Source organism: Candidimonas nitroreducens, from assembly GCF_002209565.1.
GTDB classification, from domain to species: domain Bacteria; phylum Pseudomonadota; class Gammaproteobacteria; order Burkholderiales; family Burkholderiaceae_B; genus Candidimonas; species Candidimonas nitroreducens.
In genome coordinates, this window is sequence record NZ_NJIH01000016.1 from 12,284 (window position 1) to 33,502 (window position 21,219).

The 21,219-nt window shown below is 62.6% G+C and carries 16 protein-coding genes; 4 read left to right on the forward strand and 12 right to left on the reverse strand.

Going from position 1 to position 21,219, the window contains the following annotated elements; translation table 11 throughout:
* Positions 1–116 precede the first annotated feature (116 nt).
* The gene (locus CEY11_RS22760; protein WP_088605803.1) at positions 117–581 is read left to right on the forward strand and encodes a GNAT family N-acetyltransferase; all 465 of its coding nucleotides are present in this window, start codon (positions 117–119) and stop codon (positions 579–581) included.
* An 83-nt stretch (positions 582–664) separates the two neighbouring features.
* Here the strand turns inward: CEY11_RS22760 and CEY11_RS22765 are convergent, their stop codons facing one another.
* Positions 665–1,576, reverse strand: a complete 912-nt coding sequence (locus tag CEY11_RS22765; RefSeq protein ID WP_088605728.1) for a LysR family transcriptional regulator — start codon at positions 1,574–1,576, stop codon at positions 665–667.
* An 84-nt stretch (positions 1,577–1,660) separates the two neighbouring features.
* Here CEY11_RS22765 and CEY11_RS22770 point away from each other — a divergent pair, with 84 nt between their 5' ends.
* Both CEY11_RS22770 and CEY11_RS22775 read left to right on the forward strand, forming a co-directional pair.
* Complete coding sequence (locus CEY11_RS22770; protein WP_088605729.1) at positions 1,661–2,797, forward strand: mandelate racemase/muconate lactonizing enzyme family protein; 1,137 nt, start codon at positions 1,661–1,663, stop codon at positions 2,795–2,797.
* Entirely contained in the window at positions 2,770–3,882 is a 1,113-nt protein-coding gene (locus CEY11_RS22775) for a Bug family tripartite tricarboxylate transporter substrate binding protein (protein ID WP_233155033.1), read from the forward strand. Before CEY11_RS22770 ends, CEY11_RS22775 begins: the two co-directional genes overlap by 28 nt.
* A 7-nt stretch (positions 3,883–3,889) precedes the next feature.
* On the opposite strand, the gene CEY11_RS22780 is transcribed toward CEY11_RS22775, so the two are convergent.
* The 7 genes from CEY11_RS22780 to acnA all read right to left on the reverse strand — a co-directional run bounded on the left by CEY11_RS22780 (position 3,890) and on the right by acnA (position 14,852).
* Positions 3,890–7,039: a multidrug efflux RND transporter permease subunit gene (locus CEY11_RS22780; RefSeq protein ID WP_088605731.1), complete on the reverse strand. Its 3,150-nt coding sequence runs from the start codon at positions 7,037–7,039 to the stop codon at positions 3,890–3,892.
* Between the two features lie 12 nt (positions 7,040–7,051).
* Positions 7,052–8,242, reverse strand: a complete 1,191-nt coding sequence (locus tag CEY11_RS22785) for an efflux RND transporter periplasmic adaptor subunit (RefSeq protein WP_088605732.1) — start codon at positions 8,240–8,242, stop codon at positions 7,052–7,054.
* Positions 8,243–8,333: 91 nt separating this feature from the next.
* The gene (locus CEY11_RS22790; protein WP_088605733.1) at positions 8,334–8,849 is read right to left on the reverse strand and encodes a MarR family winged helix-turn-helix transcriptional regulator; all 516 of its coding nucleotides are present in this window, start codon (positions 8,847–8,849) and stop codon (positions 8,334–8,336) included.
* A 93-nt stretch (positions 8,850–8,942) separates the two neighbouring features.
* The gene (locus tag CEY11_RS22795; RefSeq protein WP_088605734.1) at positions 8,943–9,872 is read right to left on the reverse strand and encodes a GntR family transcriptional regulator; all 930 of its coding nucleotides are present in this window, start codon (positions 9,870–9,872) and stop codon (positions 8,943–8,945) included.
* Between the two features lie 60 nt (positions 9,873–9,932).
* Positions 9,933–11,006, reverse strand: a complete 1,074-nt coding sequence (locus tag CEY11_RS22800; protein ID WP_088605735.1) for a lactonase family protein — start codon at positions 11,004–11,006, stop codon at positions 9,933–9,935.
* Between the two features lie 13 nt (positions 11,007–11,019).
* The gene (gene prpF, locus CEY11_RS22805) at positions 11,020–12,204 is read right to left on the reverse strand and encodes a 2-methylaconitate cis-trans isomerase PrpF (protein WP_088605736.1); all 1,185 of its coding nucleotides are present in this window, start codon (positions 12,202–12,204) and stop codon (positions 11,020–11,022) included.
* Between the two features lie 23 nt (positions 12,205–12,227).
* A complete protein-coding gene (gene acnA / locus CEY11_RS22810; protein ID WP_088605737.1) occupies positions 12,228–14,852 on the reverse strand; it encodes an aconitate hydratase AcnA in 2,625 nt (874 codons plus the stop codon).
* 123 nt (positions 14,853–14,975) lie between these two features.
* Between acnA and CEY11_RS22815 the strand changes: the two genes are divergently transcribed.
* Positions 14,976–15,974, forward strand: coding sequence for a Bug family tripartite tricarboxylate transporter substrate binding protein (locus CEY11_RS22815; protein ID WP_088605738.1), 999 nt, complete (start codon positions 14,976–14,978; stop codon positions 15,972–15,974).
* 98 nt (positions 15,975–16,072) lie between these two features.
* Here the strand turns inward: CEY11_RS22815 and CEY11_RS22820 are convergent, their stop codons facing one another.
* The 4 genes from CEY11_RS22820 to CEY11_RS22835 are packed head-to-tail and all read right to left on the reverse strand — an operon-like array spanning position 16,073 to position 21,153.
* On the reverse strand, positions 16,073–17,119 hold the full coding sequence (locus CEY11_RS22820; RefSeq protein ID WP_088605739.1) for an NADH:flavin oxidoreductase: 1,047 nt from the start codon (positions 17,117–17,119) through the stop codon (positions 16,073–16,075).
* A 4-nt stretch (positions 17,120–17,123) separates the two neighbouring features.
* Positions 17,124–17,957 carry an IclR family transcriptional regulator domain-containing protein gene (locus tag CEY11_RS22825; RefSeq protein ID WP_088605740.1) on the reverse strand — a complete coding sequence of 278 codons (834 nt, stop codon included), beginning with the start codon at positions 17,955–17,957 and terminating at the stop codon, positions 17,124–17,126.
* A 55-nt stretch (positions 17,958–18,012) separates the two neighbouring features.
* Positions 18,013–20,175: an acetate--CoA ligase family protein gene (locus tag CEY11_RS22830; protein ID WP_088605741.1), complete on the reverse strand. Its 2,163-nt coding sequence runs from the start codon at positions 20,173–20,175 to the stop codon at positions 18,013–18,015.
* A gap of 15 nt (positions 20,176–20,190) precedes the next feature.
* Positions 20,191–21,153: a Bug family tripartite tricarboxylate transporter substrate binding protein gene (locus CEY11_RS22835; protein ID WP_233155035.1), complete on the reverse strand. Its 963-nt coding sequence runs from the start codon at positions 21,151–21,153 to the stop codon at positions 20,191–20,193.
* Between the last annotated feature and the right edge of the window lie 66 nt (positions 21,154–21,219).

A 21,219-nucleotide genomic window follows, 5' to 3' on the forward strand; every position in this document is an offset into this window, starting at 1 on the left:
GGGCATGTGACCTCGAAGGCGGACGCGCCGCGCAATCGGCTTTCATGAGGGTGCTTGCCGATGGGTCGGATATGGCATACGGGGCCGGGATTCAGCCTGTTACGTTAAGAGGGTCTGTGGAAATTCGTAGATTCGAGCCTGGTGACGAGGTTGCGCTGTTTCGCGTGTTCTTCACGGCCATCCATGAGCTTGCCGCGCGCGATTATTCGCGCGAGCAGGTCGATGCCTGGGCGCCGGCCGACTTCGATATGGGCTTGTGGGCCAGTCGAATGCAGGCAATCCAGCCCTTCGTTGCGGTGCTTGGCAATGAGGTCATAGGCTATGCGGACGTTCAAGCTAATGGCTACATCGACCATTTCTTTGTGTCCGGCTCTCATCCGCGACAAGGCGTCGGGACACGACTGATGACTCGTATTCACGAAGAAGCCGGATCCCTGGGTTTGACGGAACTCACGTCGAACGTAAGCAAGACTGCCGAGCCTTTTTTCACGCTTCATGGATTCCAGGTCGTTGAGCGAGGCTTTCCAGTCCGCCGCGGCATAACGCTTCAGAATGCGCTGATGCGCAAGAGGTTTGGCTGAGAGGACAGCCCTTCTGGTCAGATGGGCGGCGCAAATGCCATGCTGAGTTTGCAGCCGGTATGTGTTCTGCTTTGGCCTCTTGCTTAAAGTAGCGTGTTGGGCAAATTGGCGGCTGCTTGCGTCAATGCGTCTTTCACGAATCTGGCGCCTCCACTCATTCCTCTAGCCAAGGGCCACACTAAGCTTAGCGATAAGGTCTGCTCCGTCCATAGCGGGATCGGCACGAGGCCAAGCCGCCGTGCGTATTCGCCGGTCGCGGCCTCGAGCACGGCTGGGCCGCAACCGGCATGGGTCAGTGCACACGCGACCGAAAACTGCATCACTTCAATCGCCGGCTTCCAGATGTTGCCCGCTGCTTCTACTGCCTGGGAGGTTAATGCGCCCACCGGAAGATGGCGGCTATGTCCGATATATGGGGTGGCGACGAGGTCGTCGACGCTGACTGAAGCCCGCCGGGCCCACGCATGATCCGGTCTTACGACGCAGACCAAGCCAAGCTCTGCAATCTTTTCAAAGCCCAAATGCTCGTGTGCGCCTGAGCCCAGCACGACTCCGAGGTCGATGCGCTGCTGGATGGCCATTTCTATGACATCTGCCGCTGTGCCCACACGGACGACGACTGCGAGATCCGGATCCGCCAATTGCAGTTCTCGCAGCGCGGATGGCAGGAGGCTCGCCCCCGTGGCTGATACCGTGCCGAGGATAAGCCGTTGTCCGTGCCGATGCCCTACGCTTTGTGCCAATTTATCGACCGCATCCAGCGCCGCTAGTGCATGCGTGACCTCTGGCAAGAGGGCTCGTCCTGCCACAGTCAGCTCCAGGCGTCGCCACCGACGCGAAAACAGCGGTGTGTTTAAGCGAGCCTCCAGTTCTTTGAGCATGGCACTTGCCCCAGGTTGCGACAACCCCGTAGAAGCGGCCGCCTGGGTAACGGATCCGGTGCGACAGATCGCGGCAAAGAGTTCCATTTCCCGTGGCCGCATAATGTTTTTCATATGATATAGCGCCAAATATTTATTTGACCGTATGATACGCGCCGGCCACACTATGCGTCACCTGCTCGTACTTACGGTGTCATCTTGAAAGTCACGCAAATCCACGGCTACCACCTCGCGTACTCGCCTCGGATCCCTCTCGGCAATGCCCGCACTTTTATCAGGAAGCGAGAGTTCCTTGCGCTTGAAATTCGAACCGATGCCGGTTTCGTGGGGTGGGGCGAAGTGTTCTCCTCGCCTTGGGCTGCGGCGGCAATAATTCGCCGGGATTTTGCGGGATTGATCCAGGGACGGTCTCCCCTGGATCACGGCGCCATCCATGCCGACCTGATTGCGCGCTTGGGTTATGACAAGCGAGGCCCGTCGATGATGGCGATCTCGGCTCTTGATCTGGCTCTGCACGATCTTGCCGCCCGTGCGCTCGGCGTGAGCATCGCCCAGCTTTTGGGCGGCGTAGTACGCCACGAAGTGCCTTGTTACGCCAGCGGGCCATTTATCCGTGAAGGTGCTGAGCCCTACGGGGCTTATCTGCAGGAAATCGAAACTTTGCTCGCGCGCGGCTTCAAAGCGATCAAGCCTCGGGCCGGTGTAACGCCGCGGGCCGACGCCGAGATGGCGCTCGCAGTCCGCGAATTAATAGGCAGCGATGCGGATTTCATGATTGACATCAACCAGGGCTACACCCCCTCGGCCGCTCGTCTTGCTGCCAAGCTCATGGAGCCGGCGCGACCGTTGTGGATTGAAGAGCCCGTGCCTCCTGAAAGCCTGGCGGGCTATCAGGCAACCGCTGGCGCAACCGCTTGCTCGATCTCAGGAGGCGAAGCCATAGGAAGTCTCGCTGGATTCGATGCTCTTCTTCGTACTGGCGCTGTGGCCATATTGCAGCCCGACCTCGGCGTTTGTGGAGGCTACACCGGGTATCGCAAGGTAGCAGCCTTGGCCGAAGCGCGTGACGTTCCGGTCATGCCTCACATGTTCGGCACTGCAATCAATTTCTACGCTTCTCTGCAAATGGCGGCAGCGCAACCCGTTCGAAAGAGCGGGGCTTGGGCTGATTACCCTTTTGTGGAGTACGACGTCACCGGAAACCCCTTGATCGATCTCTGCGGCGTGCCTGTGGGGGCGAATGGAATGGCGGCGCTGCCCGACGGCCCGGGCTTGGGCGTTGAACTGCTGCCTAAGCAGCTCGAGCCATGGGTCGTGGAGAACTGGGAAGTATAGAGAGCTTCGAAATACCGGAGCAGGCCGCATGCCCCTCGCAATCTGGGAAAAATCACCGCTACGGAGACACCATGCAGACATTTGACACCAACGCTTTGCCGAATCCGAAACGACGCAGATTTGCCGCCGGCGTGGCTCTGTTCGCCGTTTCGGCCGGCCACCTTTCCGTTTCCCGTGCCGATGCGCCATGGCCGGACAGGCCCATCAAGCTCGTGGTTCCGTTTCCGCCCGGGGGCACGACGGATATCACCGCGCGTGTACTTGCCCGCGCGCTGGCGGAACAATTAAAGCAGTCCGTCATCGTCGAAAATCGGGCCGGAGCAAGCGGCAATATCGGATCGGCTTTCGTCGCACATGCCCGGCCCGACGGCTACACGCTTGTCATGTCCGGGGTCGGCACGCATGCCGCCAACGTTGCGCTGTACCATCCCATGCCCTATGACCCGGTGCAAGACTTCACACACATAACAAGCGTTACATCGAGTCCGAACGCGATTGCCGTCAACCCGAGTTTCCCTGCCAAGACTCTGGCACAGCTGGTCGATCTCATCAAGCGAAACCCGAATAAATACAACTACGCCAGTCCCGGCACCGGTTCGTCGGGCAACCTGGCTGTCGAACTGCTCAAGCAGCAGGCCGGCCTGCAGATACAACACATTCCCTATAAGGGAGCCGCCCAGGCGGCTATAGATGTCATCGGCGGCCAGATCCCTGTGCTTGTGATGGTTGCCGACACGCTCAAGCCTCAAGTGCAAGCAGGAAAACTGCGGATACTGGCCACGACGGGGGCAAAGCGCAGCTTATTGTTCCCCGACATTCCCACCGTTGCCGAGTCCGGCTATCCGGGCTTCGAAGCCGTCTCGTGGACAGGCCTGTCGGCACCAGCCGGGCTTCCGGCAGCCATCCGCGATCGGCTGTTCGAAGCAACAAAGGCAGTATTGCTGCGCCCCGACGTGATCGAACCGTTGGAGCGAACGGGCAACTCGATCGACATCAGGTCGCCGCAGGAGTTTACGGCATTCATCGAGTCGGAAATCAAGAAGTGGGAAAAAGTTGCTGCGCAAGCCCACCTACGGGTTAGTTAAGAGTGCATCACGTTTGTGTGGGTGGTTTTTCCGCTGCCGCCTTGGCCTTGTCCAGCTTGTCGCCCGCTATTCGCCGCACGATCACGTAGAACACCGGAATCAGCAACAGCCCGAAAATTGTGGCGAACAGCATGCCGCCGATTACGCCGGTGCCGATGGCATGGCGCGCGTTGGCGCCTGCGCCGGTGGAGATGAAGAGCGGAAACACGCCAAGAATGAAGGCGAACGAGGTCATCAGAATGGGGCGGAAGCGCAGCCGCGCCGCGGTCAGAACCGCCTCGCGCAGGGTCTTGCCTTCCGCCTGGGCCGCGACGGCGTACTCGATGATCAGGATGGCGTTCTTGGCCGCCAGGCCGATGACGGTCACCAGGCCGATCTTGAAGTACACGTCGTTGGCAAGGCCGCGCCCCATGGTGAACAGGACGGTGCCCAGCAGCGTCAGCGGCACGATCAGCAGCACCGCGACGGGCACCGACCAGCTTTCATACAGGGCGGCCAGCGCCAGGAACACCACCAGTATGGACAAGGCCATCAGCATGGGAGCGCCGCTGCTGGAGGCCACTTCCTGGAACGACTCGCCGGCCCAGTCGAAGCCGAAGCCATGCGGCAGATCGCGTGCCACGATTTTCTGCATGGAGTCCATGGCCTGGCCCGAGGTGTAGCCGGGGGCCGCATCGCCCACGACCTCGATGGCCGGATTGCCGTTGAAGCGCGTCAGCGACGGCGAGACCAGATCCCACTGGCTCTTGAGGACGCTGGAAATCGGGATCATGGCCGGCGTGCCGTCCGCATTTTTCTGCGTGCTGCTGGGCGTGTAGAAGTCGCTGAAGGCCGCGCGGCTCATGCGGTAGGGCGCGGCTGCCTGCAGCATCACGGACTTGACGCGCCCCTCGGCGAACATCTGGCCGATCTGGGTGGGGGCCAGCATCAGGCTGGCCGCATTGGCCACGTCGGTTGCCGAAAGCCCCATCGAGGCCGCCTGCACGCGGTCGATCTTGAAATCCAGCTGCGGCGCGGGCGGCAGCTGATTGGCCCGCACATTGACCAATACCTTGTCTTGCTTGGCCTTGTCCTGTGTCGTGGCGAGCGCCTGGTCGAGCGCGGTGCGGCCCAGGCCACCTACGTCTTCCAGGAACATGTCGAAGCCGCCGAACTGCCCCAGGCCGTGCACCGTGGGCAGGTTGACGACCACAATGGACGCGTCGCGGATCTTCTGGTGCAGCAGGGCATTGAGCTTGGGGATCAACTGATGCGCCGAGAGCTCGCGATTGTCCCAGTCGGTCAGCTGTATGAACGCCATGCCGTTGTTTTCGCCGGAACCCACCGGGCTGAAGCCGACGATCTGCATCACGTGCTCGATCTCGGGCTCCTTGTGCAGCGTGTTCCACACCTGATCCATTACTGCTTCGCTGCGCTGCTTGGTGGCGCCCGGGGGCAACTGCACCATGGCCAGCAGGTAGCCCTGGTCTTCCTGCGGCAGGAAGCTGCCCGGCAGCTTCACATACAGGAAACCGGACATCACCACCACTAGCGCGAACACCATCATCCAGCGCGGCGCGTGGCGTACGGCATGGCTTATGTGCCCGATGTAGGTGTTGTGCGTCCAGCCGAAGAAATCGTTGAATTTGCGGAACAGGATATTCTTTTTGCGCTCGTGTTCCGGCTTGAGGTACTTTGCGCAAAGCGCCGGTGTGAAGGTCAGGGCCAGGAAGGCCGAGAAGAACATCGACACCGCGATGGTCAGGGCGAACTGGCGGTAGATGATGCCGGTGGAGCCCGACTGCAGCGCCGAAGGCACGAACACCGCCAGCAGCACGGCGGTGATGGCAACCACGGCGCCGGAGATCTCTTTCATGCCCTGGCGCGCGGCTTCCTTGGGCGACAGGCCCTGCTCGGTCATGATGCGTTCGATGTTTTCCAGCACCACGATGGCATCGTCCACCACGATGCCTATGGCCATCACCATGCCGAACAGGCTGAGCTGGTTGATGGTGAACCCGAGCGCGTCCATGCCGATGAACGCCCCCAGCAGGGCCACCGGAATGACGATGGCCGGGATGATGGTGGCGCGGAAGTTCTGCAGGAACACCAGCATCACCAGGAACACCAGTATCAGCGCCTCGACCAGCGTGGTCAGCACGTCGTGGATCGAAATATTGATGAAGGTCGTGGTGTCGTAGGGAACCGACCAGGTCACCCCTTCGGGAAAGCCCACACTCAGCTTGGCCATCTCGGCGCGCACCGCCTTGGCGACGGCCAGGCCGTTGGCTCCGGGCAGGGTCTGGATCGCGAAGGCGCCCACCGGCTTGCCGTCGTACAGGGTGTCGAAGCCGTAGCTTTGCGGCCCGAAGTCGGCGGTCGCGATATCCCCGAGCTTGACCACGGTGCCATCGCTGTTGGCGCGCAGGATGATGCCGAGAAACTGTTCCGGCGTTGCAAAAAGGCCTTCGCCGGCCACGTTGGCGGTGAAGCCCCAGCCCTTTACCGCCGGATCCGCGCCCAGCGAGCCGGCCGCCACCTGGATGTTTTGCGCGTCCAGCGCATTGATCACGTCGGTGGCCGAGATGCCGTAGCCATGCATTTTCGTCGGATTGAGCCAGATCCGCATGGCGTATTCGGCGCCGAATTGGCGCGTGGTGCCCACGCCGGATATGCGCGAAATCGGGTTCAACACCTGCGAGGCGACGATGTCGTTCAGGCGATCCCGGCCTATGGCGGGGTTGCTCGATCTCAGTGCGATGGCCATCAGCGTGTCGGGGTTGGCCTTGGCGACCACGATCCCCTGGGTAAGCACGGCTGGGGGCAAGAGGCGTTCGGCCCGCGCGACCTGGTTCTGCGTCTGCACCGCGGCAACGTCGGGGTCGGTGCCGGGCTTGAAAGTCAGGGTGATCGCCACCCGGCCATTGGAGGCCGTGGACGAGCTGAAGTACAGCAGATTGTCGATACCGGTAAGCTGCTGCTCGATCACCTCGGTCACCGAGCCTTCGGCCGTGCTGGCGCTGGCTCCGGGGTATTTGGCGACGATCGAGACTTGCGGCGGCGCGATGTTCGGGTACGACTGTACGCCGAGGTTGTCGATGGCAAGCACCCCGCCCAGCGTGATCAGGATCGCGATCACCCACGCAAAAATGGGCCGGTCGATAAAGAAATTCGACATGGCGAAATCCTGTTACTTGGCGTCGGAGGCCGTGGCGGATGAGGCGGATGCGCCCGTGGTCTCGGCGGTCGATTCCGGCGGCTGCCAGGGTTCTGTCTTGGCCGGCGCGCCTATCTGTACCGCCTGCAAGCCCGAAACGATTACCTGCTCGCCCGCCTTCAGGCCCGACGTCACCACCCAGTCGACTCCTTGCGTACCATCGGTGCCCACGTTGCGGTGCGTAACCTTGCCGTCCTTGCCGACTATCAGCACGTAATTGCCCGTAATGTCGCGCTGCACGGCGGCTTGGGGAACCAGGAACGCATTGTGGCGTGTGCCCAGTGCCATTTTCAGGTTGACGTAAGTGCCCGGCAGCAGCCTGAACTTCGGATTCGGCAACAGTGCGCGCAGACTGATGGAGCCCGTGGCCGGGTCGACCGTGGGTGCGGAAAAGTCTACCGTGCCAGGCTCGGGGTAGGGGGTACCGTCCGGCAGTGTGACTTCGACCGTGGTCTTGTTGGGTTGGGCGAGCTGGATATCGCCGCGTGCGGCGGCCGTCTGCAACTCGTTGAGGTCGTTCACGCCGATGGTGAAGTTGACGTACAGCGGATCCAGCTGGCTGACCGTCGTCAGCAGGGTTGCCGAGCCCTGGCCCACCAGCGCGCCTTCGGTGACCTGCTGCTGGCCGGCGCGGCCGTCTATGGGCGAGGTGACGTAGGCATAGCCCAGATTGATGCTTGCCGTTTGCACGGCGGCCTCGTCGGCCTTCACCGTCGCTTCGTTTTGCGCCACCAGGAATTTCTGGTCGGTATAGACCTGTTCGGCGATCGACTTTTGCCGGTACAGCTTCTGGTAGCGGACGAAGTCCGCCCGCGCCTGGCCCAGAATCGCCTGGTCTTTCGCCAGCTGCGCCTTGGCGCTGGCCAGCGCCGCCTTCAGCGGAGCCGGATCGATCTCGAACAGCAGCTGGCCCTTCTTGACCTCGCTGCCCTCGACGTAGGCGCGCTTGAGCAGCACGCCCGCGACCCGAGCATTCACGTCGGCGCTGCGGTACGCGGACAGGCGGCCCACCAGATTCTTGAAGAGCGGGGCATTTTCCGGCTGCGCGGCTACCACGCCGACCAGCGGCGGCGCCGACGGCGGAGCCTGATTCTCGCCTTTACCGCAGGCCGTCAACAGCAGCGCCAGGCACCAGGGCGCAGTGCGCAGAACAAAGTTTTTCATGGGGGGCGATGACATCGTTTGTGCCCGGCCGCCTGGAACCCGTGCCAGAGTGACTGGCGGCATTCGGCGGCCGGAGGTGTTGTGTCTGTTATCAGGAACCAATCACGGTATCCATCGATTCGGCAAGTCGCTGCAACAGGCGTCGCAGCTCGCGCTTGTCTGTGGCGCTGAAGCAGGAAAACGCCTTGCGCAGCGGCGGAAAGAATGTGGGCAAAAGCTTGAGAACGAATTGACGGCCATCATGCGTGATTCTTAATTCGACCCGGCGCCGGTCTTCAGTACTATGAGTGCGCAGCGCCAGGCGGCGTTTGACCAGCAGGTTGGCGATGCGGGTGATGTTGGCCGGAGTCTGCGCCAGGTAGGCCGACAGCTCGTTCGGAAAAACGGGGCCGTCGGCATTGACGAACAGATACATCAAAGCACGAAAGTCGCTTTGATGCATGCCGTACGGGCCCAGCGTCTCGTCCGACAAGTCGGTAAGCCCGCCCGCGACCAGATTCAGCCAACCGGCCAGCGCCGCGTCGTGCAACGGGAAATCCGCTACGCTGCGAGAGGCGAGGCTCAGGCTGGCCTCCATCTTCTGCAAGTGTAGCGCCAGGTTGCCCATTACTTAGCTGGTATATAGTTAATTAATAAAATTTTAGTATATTAAGTACTTTGGATGCCGGTCAAGCCTGGGCCGCACATCCAATACTTCCGGTCAGCCCGGCAACGACGCGCTGTCCGCAAATATATCTTCAGAAAATACCTTGGAGCGTCTGGCCTGTTCCAGATGCTTGCGCATCAAGCCGGCGGCTTCGATCAGGTCTTGCCGCTCGATGGCATCGAGTATTTGCAGGTGCTCGCCGGCTTGGCCGCGCCGCGCCGAACGCTGTACCGCGGCCTGGCGGTATTCGACCAGGCGGCGCAGCTGGTTGAGCCGGCGCACCGACTGCGCGATGAATCGGTTGCCCGACCAGGCGGCCAATCCCTCATGGAAGCGGCTGTTGGCTTCGAACAGCTCGATGGCCGACATGCTGCGGAACCCGCCGTCTGCAATGAACTGCTGCTCGCGCTTGAGCTCGGCCAGCGCGTCTCGCTCGGCATGAAACCACGGGCTGAGTATGCCCATGGGCTCGATGGACTGGCGAAACAGGTAGCTTTCTTCGTAGCCCTTGGACGAATCGATCAGGGGCAGGAATGACCATCCACTGCCCACGCGCTGTTCGATCCAGCCTTCTTCGGAAATACGCGCCAGCGTTTTGCGCAGCGTGCTGCGCACCACGCCGAAGCGGCGCATCAGTTCGGCTTCGGTAACGTCTTCGGGCAGATCGCCGGCTTGCCGGGCTTCTGCGATGTGCAGATAAAGCGGATCGTCGGGCTCCTCGAAAAGCTCGGGCACCGCCTTTGCCAATTCACTGGCATTGCGGGCCAGTACATAGCGGTGGTTGGCCTCCTGGCGCACCACGCCCCGGCTGGCGAGGTAGCGCAAGGCAACCTGCACCGGGGTTCTGGATGTGCCGACTTCTTTCGCCAGCGTCACTTCGGGCATGGCCGAGCCGGCCGGCCGATTCTCCCGCCTTACGAGCGAGAGAATTTCACGTGCGACACGCGCCTGGACTGCGGTAAGGGGGAAGGTGTTCTTGGCCATGATCCGACAGATTTTATGGCACCCTCGCCGTGTCTGCTTTTCCTGCGCCGGGCCTTGCCGTCAGCAAGCCGCGAAGACCATGCAGACCGGGCTGCCGCAGGCCGCCGCCACGCCGCGCCCGCTCAGCAGGCCGGTCGTTTTATCCACGGCAAAAAGGGCAATACTGTCGCTGTCTTCGTTCAGGGCATAGAGCCACGCGCCATCGGGCGACAGCGTGAAATGGCGCGGCTTGGCACCCTGGCTGGAAATGCTTTGTGCATATGCCAGGAACCCCGTGTCCCGGTCGATGCGAAAGACCGTGATGCTGTCGTGGCCGCGGTTGGAGGCGTAGAGCGTATGCCCGTCGGCGGATACGGTTATTCCGGCCGCGCGGTTGTTGCCGGTATATGTGTCGGGCAGGGAAGACAGTACCTGCAGGGGCGTCATGGCTCCTGATTCCGGGTTGATGCGATGCGTGACAATGGTCGAGTCCAGTTCGTTGATTACATAAGCATAGGGCGCGGTTGGATGCAAGGCCACGTGGCGCGGCCCCGAGGCTTCGCGGGCCTGGGCCCATGTCAGGGATGACCGATCCAGGCCGCTGTGTGTGGCTTGCAAAGAGAAAACACGATCCAGGCCCTTGTCGGGCACGATCAAAAAACGGCCGTCAGGCGTAAAGGACGTCGCGTGCGGTTTTGCGTGCGGCTGCTCGGTGCGATGCGGGCCCGGGTCGCCCGGCAGGCCGATCTGTTCCGACGCCGGGTCGAGCGTGCCGTCGCCGCGCAGCGGAAACACGATGATGGTTCCGCCGTTATTGCCGAGGTGGTCGGCGACCGCCAGAAAGCGTTCCTGCGGGCTCAGGGCCAGATGTACCAGGTTGCGTCCGGCACACTCCCGATACTGCAGCTGGCGTAAGGCCCCGCTGCCTGCCTCGATCGACAGCACGCTCACGGCATTGCCGTCGCCATGCACGGTGTAGAGGCGATCGCCGCGGCGGTTGACGGCAAGATAGGACGGGTTGGTCAGGCTGCTCTTTACATGAGCCAGCTTCAGGGCGCCCGTTGCGGCATCGTAGGCGTAGGCGCTAATGCCCGCACCCCGGGCGTTTCGTTCGCGCGTGGTGCGCGAGCCGACGTAGGCATAGGCGTATGTCATGGGATGGCGCGGCCTATTCGATCGGTACGAAGACCTGGCCGTCCATCAGCCGCCGTGCGCTGCGGCTCATGATGGCCTTGGTGACCTTCCATCCGCCATCTCTTTCGATTGCCTCGGCGCCCACGGACAGCCTGCCGGACGGATGGCCGAAGACGAGACGGGGGTGGGATCCGCCGCCGAGCGTGCGGCTGACCACTGTGTCGGGGATGGCGGCGGCCACGGCGATGGCCACCGCGCCTGTGCCTGTCATGGCGTGATGCAGCTTGCCCATGGACATGATGCGGGCCAGCATGTTTATATCGCCGGCCTGCACAGCCTTGCCGCTGGCCGCCGTGTAGGGCGATGGCGGCGCCACGAATGCCAGCTTCGGAGTATGCGGGCGAGTCGCCGTAGCCTCTTCGGCCGTGGCTGCCAGGCCCATTGCTACGGTGCCGTGGGCGCGGATGGCTTCCAGGCGCCGCAGCAGCGCCGTGTCGCCGTTGATGTCGTCCTGCAATTCGGCGCCCGACAGGCCCAGCGCCTGCGCCCGCACGAAAATTGCCGGGTTGCCGGCATTGATGAGCGTCGCCTCGAAGCTGCCCACGCCCGGCACATTCAGCATGTCGACGCGGTTGCCGGTGGGGAACATGGCCCCTGCCGCACCGTCGTCTTTGCCGGCGCCGGGATCCAGGAATTCCAGTTTGATTTCCGCGGCAGGGAAAGCCACGCCGTCGAGCTCGAATTCGCCCAGCTCGTCGACCTGGCCGTCGCGCATGGGTACGTAGGCGATGATGCGCTGCTTGATGTTGGCCTGCCATATGCGGATCACGGCGATGCCATCGCGCGGCGCGTCGACTAGCCCGCGATGGATGGCGTATGGGCCGACCGCCGAGCTCAGGTTGCCGCAGTTGCCGCTCCAGTCGACCACGGGGTCTTCTATGGCAACGGCGCCGAACAAATAATCGACGTCGCAATCGGGCCGCGTGCTCTTGCCGACAAGAACGACCTTGCTGGTGCTGGACGTTGCGGCCCCCATGCCGTCGATCTGCTTGCCATAGGGATCCGGGCTGCCCATGACACGCGACATGAAACGGTCGCGCGCCGCTATGTCGGTGCGCGCAGCGGCGGGCAGGTCGTCGGGGGTGAAGAACACGCCTTTGCTGGTGCCGCCGCGCATGTACATGGCGCGCACCGCGACTTGTTGGTTTGTTTGGGTCATGATTGCGATCCGGTTTGGTGAATTTATTGTCTGGCGGCAGAGGCGCTGCCGGCGCGCAGGAACTCATTGCGCATCCGGGGCAGCAGTCCTCCGGCGCAAAAGACCTGGCGTTCTTCTTCCGTGTCGATACGGCACGCCACCGCGGCTACGACCGCACTGCCGTCCTGGCGGCGGATGCGCAGCTGCAGGCGCGAACCCGGTTCCGGTGCGCCGTTCCAGTCGACGATGTCGAACAGCTCGCTGCCGTCGATGCCCAAGGTGGCGCGTGTAACGCCGGGCTCGAACTCCAGGGGCAGGACACCCATGCCGACCAGGTTGCTGCGGTGGATGCGCTCGAAGTTTTCACAGACCACCGCCTGCACCCCCAGCAGCCGTACCCCCTTGGCCGCCCAGTCGCGCGACGAGCCGGAGCCATAGTTGCGCCCGGCCACGATGATAAGCGGCTGGGCCCGCTGCAGATAGACCTCGGCCGCCTCATACAGGCGCATGACCTTGCCGTCGGGTTCCAGGCGGGCCAGAGAACCCTCGGCGCCGGCCATTTCGTTCTTCAGCCTGTGGTTGGCGAAGGTGGCGCGCACGGCCACGACATGATCGCCGCGCCGCGTGCCGTAAGAATTGAATTCGGCTGGGGGCACGCCGCGCGAAACCAGGAATTCCCCTGCCGCGCTGTCGGGCAGAATCGCGCCCGACGGCGATATGTGATCGGTGGTGACGTTGTCGCCCAACACTGCCAGGGCGCGCAGTCCCTGGAAATGCCCCGGCTGGGTATAGCGGGCCTCCCAGTACGGAGGGCGACGGATGTAGGTGCTCTCTGCCTGCCAGCCGTAGCGTATTTCGTCGGCGCGTGCGTGCATGCCGGCTTGGCCAAGGCGCTGGAACATCGGGTCATATACGCTGGTGAATTGCTCGGCCTTGACCGAGTCCGCCAATGCCTGGTCGATCTCTGCGTCGGTGGGCCACAGGTCGGCGAGCATGACTGCGCGCCCCGCGCTGTCGTGTGCCAGTGGAGCGTGCATCACATCCATGCGGATCGAACCGGCAATGGCATAGGCCACTACCAGCGCGGGCGAGGCCAGGTAGGCTTCCTTGACGCGCGGGTGTACGCGTCCGTCGAAATTGCGGTTGCCGGACAGCACGGCGGCCGTGTGCACCTTTTGCTCTAGTACCTCGCGCTCGATCTCGGGCGCCAGTGGGCCGGACATGCCGTTGCAGGAAGTGCAGCCGAACCCGATGATGCCGAAACCCAGTTGCGCCAGGGGTTCGAGCAGGCCGCCCTCGCGCAGGTACTTCTCTACCGCCTGCGATCCGGGGGCCAGAGAGGTCTTGACCCAGGGTTTGCGCGTCAAGCCACGCGCCACCGCTTTACGCGCCAGCAGGCCCGCGGCGATCAGGCTGCGTGGATTCGACGTGTTGGTGCAGCTGGTGATGGCGGCGATGACGATGGCGCCATCGGGCAGCGGGCCGTTGTCGGGCACATGGAAGCCTGCGCGGGCAACGCCCGATTCCGTCAGCCCCGCCAGCGGCACTCGCCGGTGCGGGTTGCTGGGGCCGGCCAGCGATAGCTGTACTTCCGACAGATCGAAGGCCAGCACGCGGTCGAATTGCGCGGCGGCGAAGTCGTCCACCCAAAGGCCTTGCGCATGGGCATAGGTGCGGATCAGTGCCCGCTGTTTTGCCGACCGCCCGGTCAGGGCGAGGTAATCGAGCGTGCGTTCATCGATGGCGAACATGGCCGCGGTGGCGCCGAACTCGGGCGCCATGTTGGCGATGGTGGCCCGGTCGGCCAGCGCCAGGGCGGCGACGCCCGGGCCGTGGAATTCCAGTATTGCGCCCACCACCTTTTGTGCGCGCAGGAACTCGGTAAGCGACAACACGACGTCGGTGGCGAGCACGCCCGGGCCGACTCGCCCTTCCAGGTAAACCTGGACTATCTGCGGCAGGCGCATCCAGCTCGGCCGGCCCAGCATGACCGACTCCGCTTCCAGCCCGCCCACCCCCCAGCCAAGCACGCCCAGCGCATCGATCATGGTGGTGTGGCTGTCGGTGCCGACCAGCGTATCGGGAAAGGCGACGCCGTCGTCGAGCTGAACGACGGGCGACATGCGCTCGATGTTGATTTGATGAAGGATGCCGCTGCCGGGCATGAGCACGTCGAGATTGCTGAAGGCATTTTTGCACCAGGCCAGGAATGCGAAGCGTTCGGCGTTTTTCTTCTGTTCCATCGCCATATTGCGCGCCATGGCATCGCGCTGGAATCCGGGCACTTCCACGTTCAGGGAATGATCGACCACCAGCTGCGTCGGAACTACCGGGTTGACCACGCCCGGATCGCCGCCGGCCTCGGCCACGGCGTCCCGCATGCCGGCCAGGTCGACCAGGGCCGGGGTGCCCAGCAGATCCTGCAGCACGACGCGGGCCGGATAGAACGGGAAGTCCGCCTCGTGGGAGCGACTCGCCAGCGCTTGCAGCATGGCCTCGAAGCCGGCAAGGCCCTGGCTCTTGCGCAGTAGGTTTTCGGCAAACACCCGCGCGCTGTAGGGCATGCGCGCGAAGGCGCCGGGCGCCAGGGCCTCGATGGCACTGCTTACATTGAAGTAGTGCAAATCGGTGCCTTCCAGAGCCTGGGGGGGGATGGTGAAAGAGCTCATAAAAAAACTCCTGTGAAATATTGACCTGGCTTTAAATGAATTATATGATTCATTAAAACAATTATCAAGAAAGTAGATTCTAGGTTTATTTCTTCATATATGAATTAAGGAGCAATTAAAATCATGACGATTTATTTGTCGCGCAGAGAAGTGCTGAAAATGGCTGGCGGCGCTGCGGCGACGCTGGCGCTGGGTTCCACCGCCGCGCGCGCGCAGCCCGCCTCCGGCTATCCCAGCAAGCCCATCACCTGGGTGGTGCCGCAGCCCGTCGGTGGCGACGCGGATGCGGTTTGCCGTTTATTGCAGCCGCGCATGGGGCAGGAATTCGGGCAGTCGCTGATCATCGACAACAAGGGCGGGGCGGCCGGCAACATCGGCGTGTCCTATGGCGCCAAGGCCAAGCCCGATGGCTACACGATTACCTTCGTGAACCAGGGCATCCTGGCCTTCAACCCCTATATCTACCGAAATATCGGCTTCAATCCGGCCAGCCTGGCGCCTGTTACCTGGATGACTTCCACCGACCTGGTCATCTGCGTCAACCCGAATCATCTGAAGGTCGACAGCATGGCGGCCTTCCTGGATCTGGCCCGCAAGTCGCCCGGCAAATACACCTTCGGCTCGGCGGGCGTAGGCAGCGCCAATCACATCGCGGGTCAATTGCTGGAATCCATGGCCAAGGTCTCGCTGGCCCATATTCCTTATCGTGGCGGCGGCCCGGCCCTGGTCGACGCGCTGGGCGGGCAGATCGACAGCGTGGTGGCATTCCCGCTCGGAGCCCTGCCCCTGATCAAGAGCGGCAAGCTCAAGGCCCTGGCGGTTACCGGCGTCAAGCGCAGCGCGGCGCTACCCGATGTCCCTACCGTGGCGGAAAGCGTGCCGGGCTACGACTTTTCATCGTGGTTCGGCCTGGTCGTGCCCAAAGGCACGCCGGCCGGGATCATCGACCGCATCAACCGAACCACGATCGACGCGCTGCAAGTGCCCGCCACGGTGCAGCGCTTGCGCGAGGGCATGACCGAGCCCGTGGGCAAGGGGCCGCAAGAGTTCGCCGCATTCATCGCGCAGGAACAGTCGCGCTGGAGCCGCCTGATCAAGAAGTACAACATCCAGGTCAGTTGACGCGGCCATGGGCGAGGTATCGGTGTAGCATCTGGCCGGAAACCGGCTGCGCCGCACTGAGACCGAAAATATGGCCAGCAGCACAATACCGGTTCCGGTCACGGCGTCCAGAGCAAGGGCCGCCGTTCCATCCCGGGGAAATACGCGTGCAACTCCTGCTTGCCTAGCGAGCGGTCTATCCAGTCGGGATTGGCCAGGAAGGGGCGGGCGAGCGCCGCTACGGTACATCCGGTGTCGGCCAGTGCGCGCTCACAGTCGGCCAGCGTAGCCAGGCCGCCGCCGGCAATGAGGGGGCCGGGCGCGCTTCGCTTGGCGGTTTGGGCCAAGGTCTCTCCCCAGGCTTCGGGTCGCAATGTCCTGCGCGTACTGATATGGAGAATGTCGGCTCCGGCCTGGCGCAGTGTTTTGAAGATCGTCTCGAGTTCGGGCGCGCCGGCTTGTGGACGGTAGGCATAGTCATCCATGGAGTACATGGAATAATTGAAGCTGATGGGGATGCGGCCGCAGGACGCGCGGGCTGCGGCCAGAACTCGGCCGGCAAGCCGGAGCCGGTTTGTCAGCGATCCGCCCCAGCAGTCTGTCCGGCCGTTCTGGTCATTCAAGAATTCATGGATGAGGTATCCGCGGGCTCCGTGCAGTTCGATACCGTCGAAGCCGGCCGCGGCGGCTCGGGCCGCCGCGGCAGAGAATCCGGCGATGATATGTTCTATATCTTGGTGGGTGGCTGCGCGTGGGCTGGGGTTGGGGCTGCCGGTTTGCCAGGTCGTGCCTGCCGCGGCTCTGCCAGTGGCCCCGATGACCGACGAGTTCAAGCCCGGTTCCGCGAGGCGTCCTGCGTGCTGCAGCTGCGCGAAGATTTTGGATCCCTCGGCATGTACCGCATCTGTCACGCGCCGCCAGGCGTCGATATGGTGATCCGTTGCAAGGCCCGGTTGATTGAAGTAGGCGCGGCTCGCGATCTCGTCGATATAAAGCGCTTCGGTGATGACCAGCCCGGCTTTGTGCCGGGCGTAGCGGGCATAGTACGAGGCGGTTTCCTCGGCGGGGCACCCGTCTTGTGTTCCCTGCATCCGGGACATCGGGGCCACGGCGATGCGGTTGTGCAAAGGGATGCCGGCCAGCTGTATGGATTCAAGTGTGCGCATCGGATTATTTCCCCGTTGGCGCAAGCGTGTCTTGTGCCAGCTTGCGCACCACTTTGGGTGCTTTTTCAACGGAAAGCGCGCTGCTTAATTGCGCGGCCGCGCGCTTCAATCTGGCCAGATAGCGCACATGCCAGCTGGCATTGTCTGTCACGGTAGTGTTCATCCTGCTCAAGTTCAGGGCGGCTATCAGGCGGCCCTGTTGGAAGATTGGAACGGACAGGCCGCAGGTGTGCTCTTCGACCTCGCCCGAAGTGCGTGCGTATCCTTGGCGGCGAACGTCTCCGATGATCTTGCGCAGCGCCGCCGGGTCGGTATTGGTCAGATGCGTCAGGGGTTGGAGGTCGGCTTGCGACAGGTAGTTGTCGAGTTGCTCGGTCGTGAAGCCGGATAGCAGGACTCTTCCCGCCGAGTGGCAATACAGCGGAATCCTCGACCCTATCGAAACGTCCTGGACTAGCGTCCGATGCACGGGTATTCGAACCACGTAGACTAGTTGATCGCCGTCGAGCGCGGCGATGCTGCAGGTTTCGCCCAGGTCTGCCACCAGGCCCTCCATGACGGGTTCGGCAAAACTCCAAAGCGGCATAGAGGACAGATATGCGTAGCCCAAGGCGAGAACGCGTGGGGTCAGCGCGAAGTGGCGGTTGCCGAAGCGCGCCGCAAAACCCAGGTCGACCAAAGTCAGCAGCACGCGTCGCGCCGTGGCTCGCGTCAACCCCGTGCGGGCCGCGGCCTCGGATAAAGTAAGCGCCCGGGCCTCGTTGTTGAAGGCTTGAATGACGGCCAGGCCCTTGGCGAGGCCGTTGATGAAATAATCGTCGTGCTTGCTATCGTCCATCCTGAATGCTCGAAGGCCGATGCCTAGTGGAGTGGGCCGCCGGCTGTGGAAATATTCATGAGGCTGCTTCGTCAGCCTCGAAGTCCAGCCCGGTGTTGAGTTCGATCAGGGCGTCGGCGGCGACAAGCCCACCATGAGGCATTGCGATAAGGGGATTGATGTCGACGGAAATTATGCGGCCATTTTGTTCCTGCACCCACTTCCCGACGGAGACCGCGAGCCTTGCCAGTGTTTCGACGGGCAGCGGCGGCTCACCACGGGTTTCCTTGTACAGGGGGGCGAGACGAAGTTCATCGAGCCGGTGTCTTACATGAGCCAGGTCAAATGGTTGTACCAGGGTTACTGCGTCGGGCATGGCTTCAACAAACTTTCCGCCGTCGCCTATCAGCAGCACACTGCCGAACTTTTCGTCCCACCGGGCTCCGATCATGAGCTCCCGCCGGCCGCGGAGCATGGACGCTACGATGATGCCGTCCAGGCTCTTTCCCAGCTTGGCTGTGGCGGAGTGCATCTCTTCGGCTGCCGAGCAGGCTGCGTCGACGTCGCTGATGCCCAGCCTGACCAGCCCATATTCCGATTTGTGGGGAATTTGCGCCGAACATGCCTTGATGACGACTGGAAGGTCGAGTGTGCGCACAGCCTGGCGCACGTCTTCCCGGTTTTTGCATAGCCTCCAAGGGGCGGTTGGAATCCCGATCGCTTCCAACTGCTCGAGGCTGTCTGCTTCCGACAGCAGCCTCCCGGTATTTTTGACGGGGCTGCTTACGGTGCTGAATATACCAGTCGTGGCATCCAGCCTGTCGGCTTCCCGCTGCAATGCGCATACGGCGGCAAGCTGCCCCAAAGCGGCCATGGCGTCTTCGTCGTGCTCGTAGGAAACAATGCCGTGTTTTTCGAAAGTGCGGCGTGTGTGTTCAAGAGGGCAGGCGAGTACTACGGGCTTTCCCGAAGTATGCTGGAAGACGGCGGTGTCCTTGGCAAATTGTTCGGTGTCATAACCCTGTCCGGACATTGGCAGGCTGATGAAGAGCGCGTCGCAGCATGTGCCGCCCAGGTGAGGCAGGACGTCGCCGAAAAATTGGTTGTTGGTCAGGAGCGCCGCTGTCAGGTCTATAGGGTTCTGGCCGCTGGCGAACGTAGGGAGCAGGCGTTCGATGGATTCCTTGACCGAGGCGGGGAAGGCCGGCACCTGCAGGCCGTGGCGTTCGGCGGAGTCCGCTCCCATGACACAGGCTGCGCCCGAATTGCTCAGGATCGCAATGCGGGGGCCCTTGGTTCTTTGGGGTTTCAGCAGCAAGCGCGCCCCTTGGACTAGACTGCGCATGTCGGCAACGCGAAGTATGCCGTTTTGCCTGAACCAGGCATCCAGCGCTTTGTCTTCGGTGGCGACTGCGCCGGTATGCGACAAGGCTGCGGCGCGCCCGCGATCTGAAACGCCGGCTTTCAAGGCGAGGACGGGAATCGCGCGCGCGCGCGCAGCGCGTGCCGCGGCGGCCAGAGTCGACGGATCGACCAGATTCTCCAGATACAGCAGTATCAGGCGCACCTCGGGATCTGCTGCCGCGGCGCACGCAAAATCCGCCACTGTGAGGTCGGCCTCGTTTCCCGTGGCGAATGAATAGCGTATGCCGACGCCTTCTGCGCGCAGCAACGCATACGGAACCATGCTCATGGCCCCACTTTGGCTGGCGATCGCGACTGGGCCGTCTTGCGGGGAAATTTCTCCGAGCACGGTCGCAAAAGTGGCCAGCGCCTTGCTGTCGAAGCTGGCCAACCCCTGGCTGTTCGGGCCGACGAGCCGCATGCCGGACGAGCGCGCCGTTTCTGCCATCTTGCGTTGAACGGCCAGGCCCGCCGCACCGGTTTCGCCGAAACCCGACGATATGACTATGCATACCTTGACACCTTGCCGGGCGCAGGTCATGACAGCTTCCAGGGCCGCGGCGCCTGGAACGCACACGATTGCCATCTCGGGGACTTCCGGAAGCGCGCCTATCTCGGGCCACGATTCAAGCCCTTGGACGAGAGACCGGGCGCTGTTCACCGGATACAGCTTGCCGGCGTAGCCGTGCTGCAGCATGTATTTGATGGGGCGGCCGCCTATCTTGTCCGGGTTGTCGGAAGCTCCGACTACCGCGATGGAGCGCGGCGACAGGGCTGCACTGATCCAATCGTCCTGGTCTTGCGTGTTTGCGATCGGAAGCGTCGCGGCATGCATATATCGGTTTCCTGGTTAATTGGCGGTTGCGCCCGAGATCTGCACAACCTTTTTCCACTTGGGCGACTCGCTGGCGATGAATGCGCTGAAGTCGGCGGCAGAATTGGGCGTGTACGTGACGCCCTGAGCCTCGAGCATTTGCTTGGTCTTGGCGTCTTTCATTACCTCGACCATGGTTTCATTGAGTTTGCGTATCACATCGGGCGGGGTGCCTGCGGGAGCGGCGACTCCAAACCACGCGGTAGCCGCGAATCCGGGAAGCCCAGCCTCGGCAACCGTGGGGACGTCGGGCAGCAGGGTGGAGCGTTGTTTGGTGGATACGGCCAATGCCCGGAGCTTTCCGGACTTGACCTGCGGCAATGCCGTGGGAAGATTGTCGAACATGATCTGCACCTGGCCGCCGAGCATGCCTGCCAGCGCGGCGCTGCTGCCGCGGTAGGGCACGTGCTGGGCCTGGATGCCGGCTTCCTGCTTGAAGAGTTCGGACATCAGGTGCCCGCTCGTCCCCGTCCCCATGGAAGCGAAGTTCAATTTGTTGGGGTGCGCTTTTGCGTAGCTGATCAGCTCTTGCTCTGTTTTTACCGGCATGCCAGGGGTAACCAATAAAACATTCGGCACTTCTCCGGCAAGCATGACAGGAGCGAACGCGGTGGCGGGATCGTAGGGCAGATTGTGGTAGAGCCATTTATTGATGGCGTATACCCCGGAAGATGCAAGCAGCAGTGTGTAGCCGTCAGGGGCGGAATTTGCAACGTAGGCCGCTCCAAGATTGCCGCCCGCGCCAGGCCGGTTGATGACGATCACGGATTTCCCCAGGCGCGGTGTCATTCCGGCGGCGAGCGCGCGAGCCAATATGTCGTTCGTGCCACCGGCACCATAGGGAACAATGATGGTTATCGGCCTGCTCGGGTATGAATCGGCCAAGGCAGGCCTCATGCTGAATATCGCAATGGCCGCGGCTAAAAGTGCTTTCCACATGTCTCTCTCCTTTGAAAAAATAGAAATGCATATTGCGCAGCGCTGCATACGGCCTTCTTGCAAAAG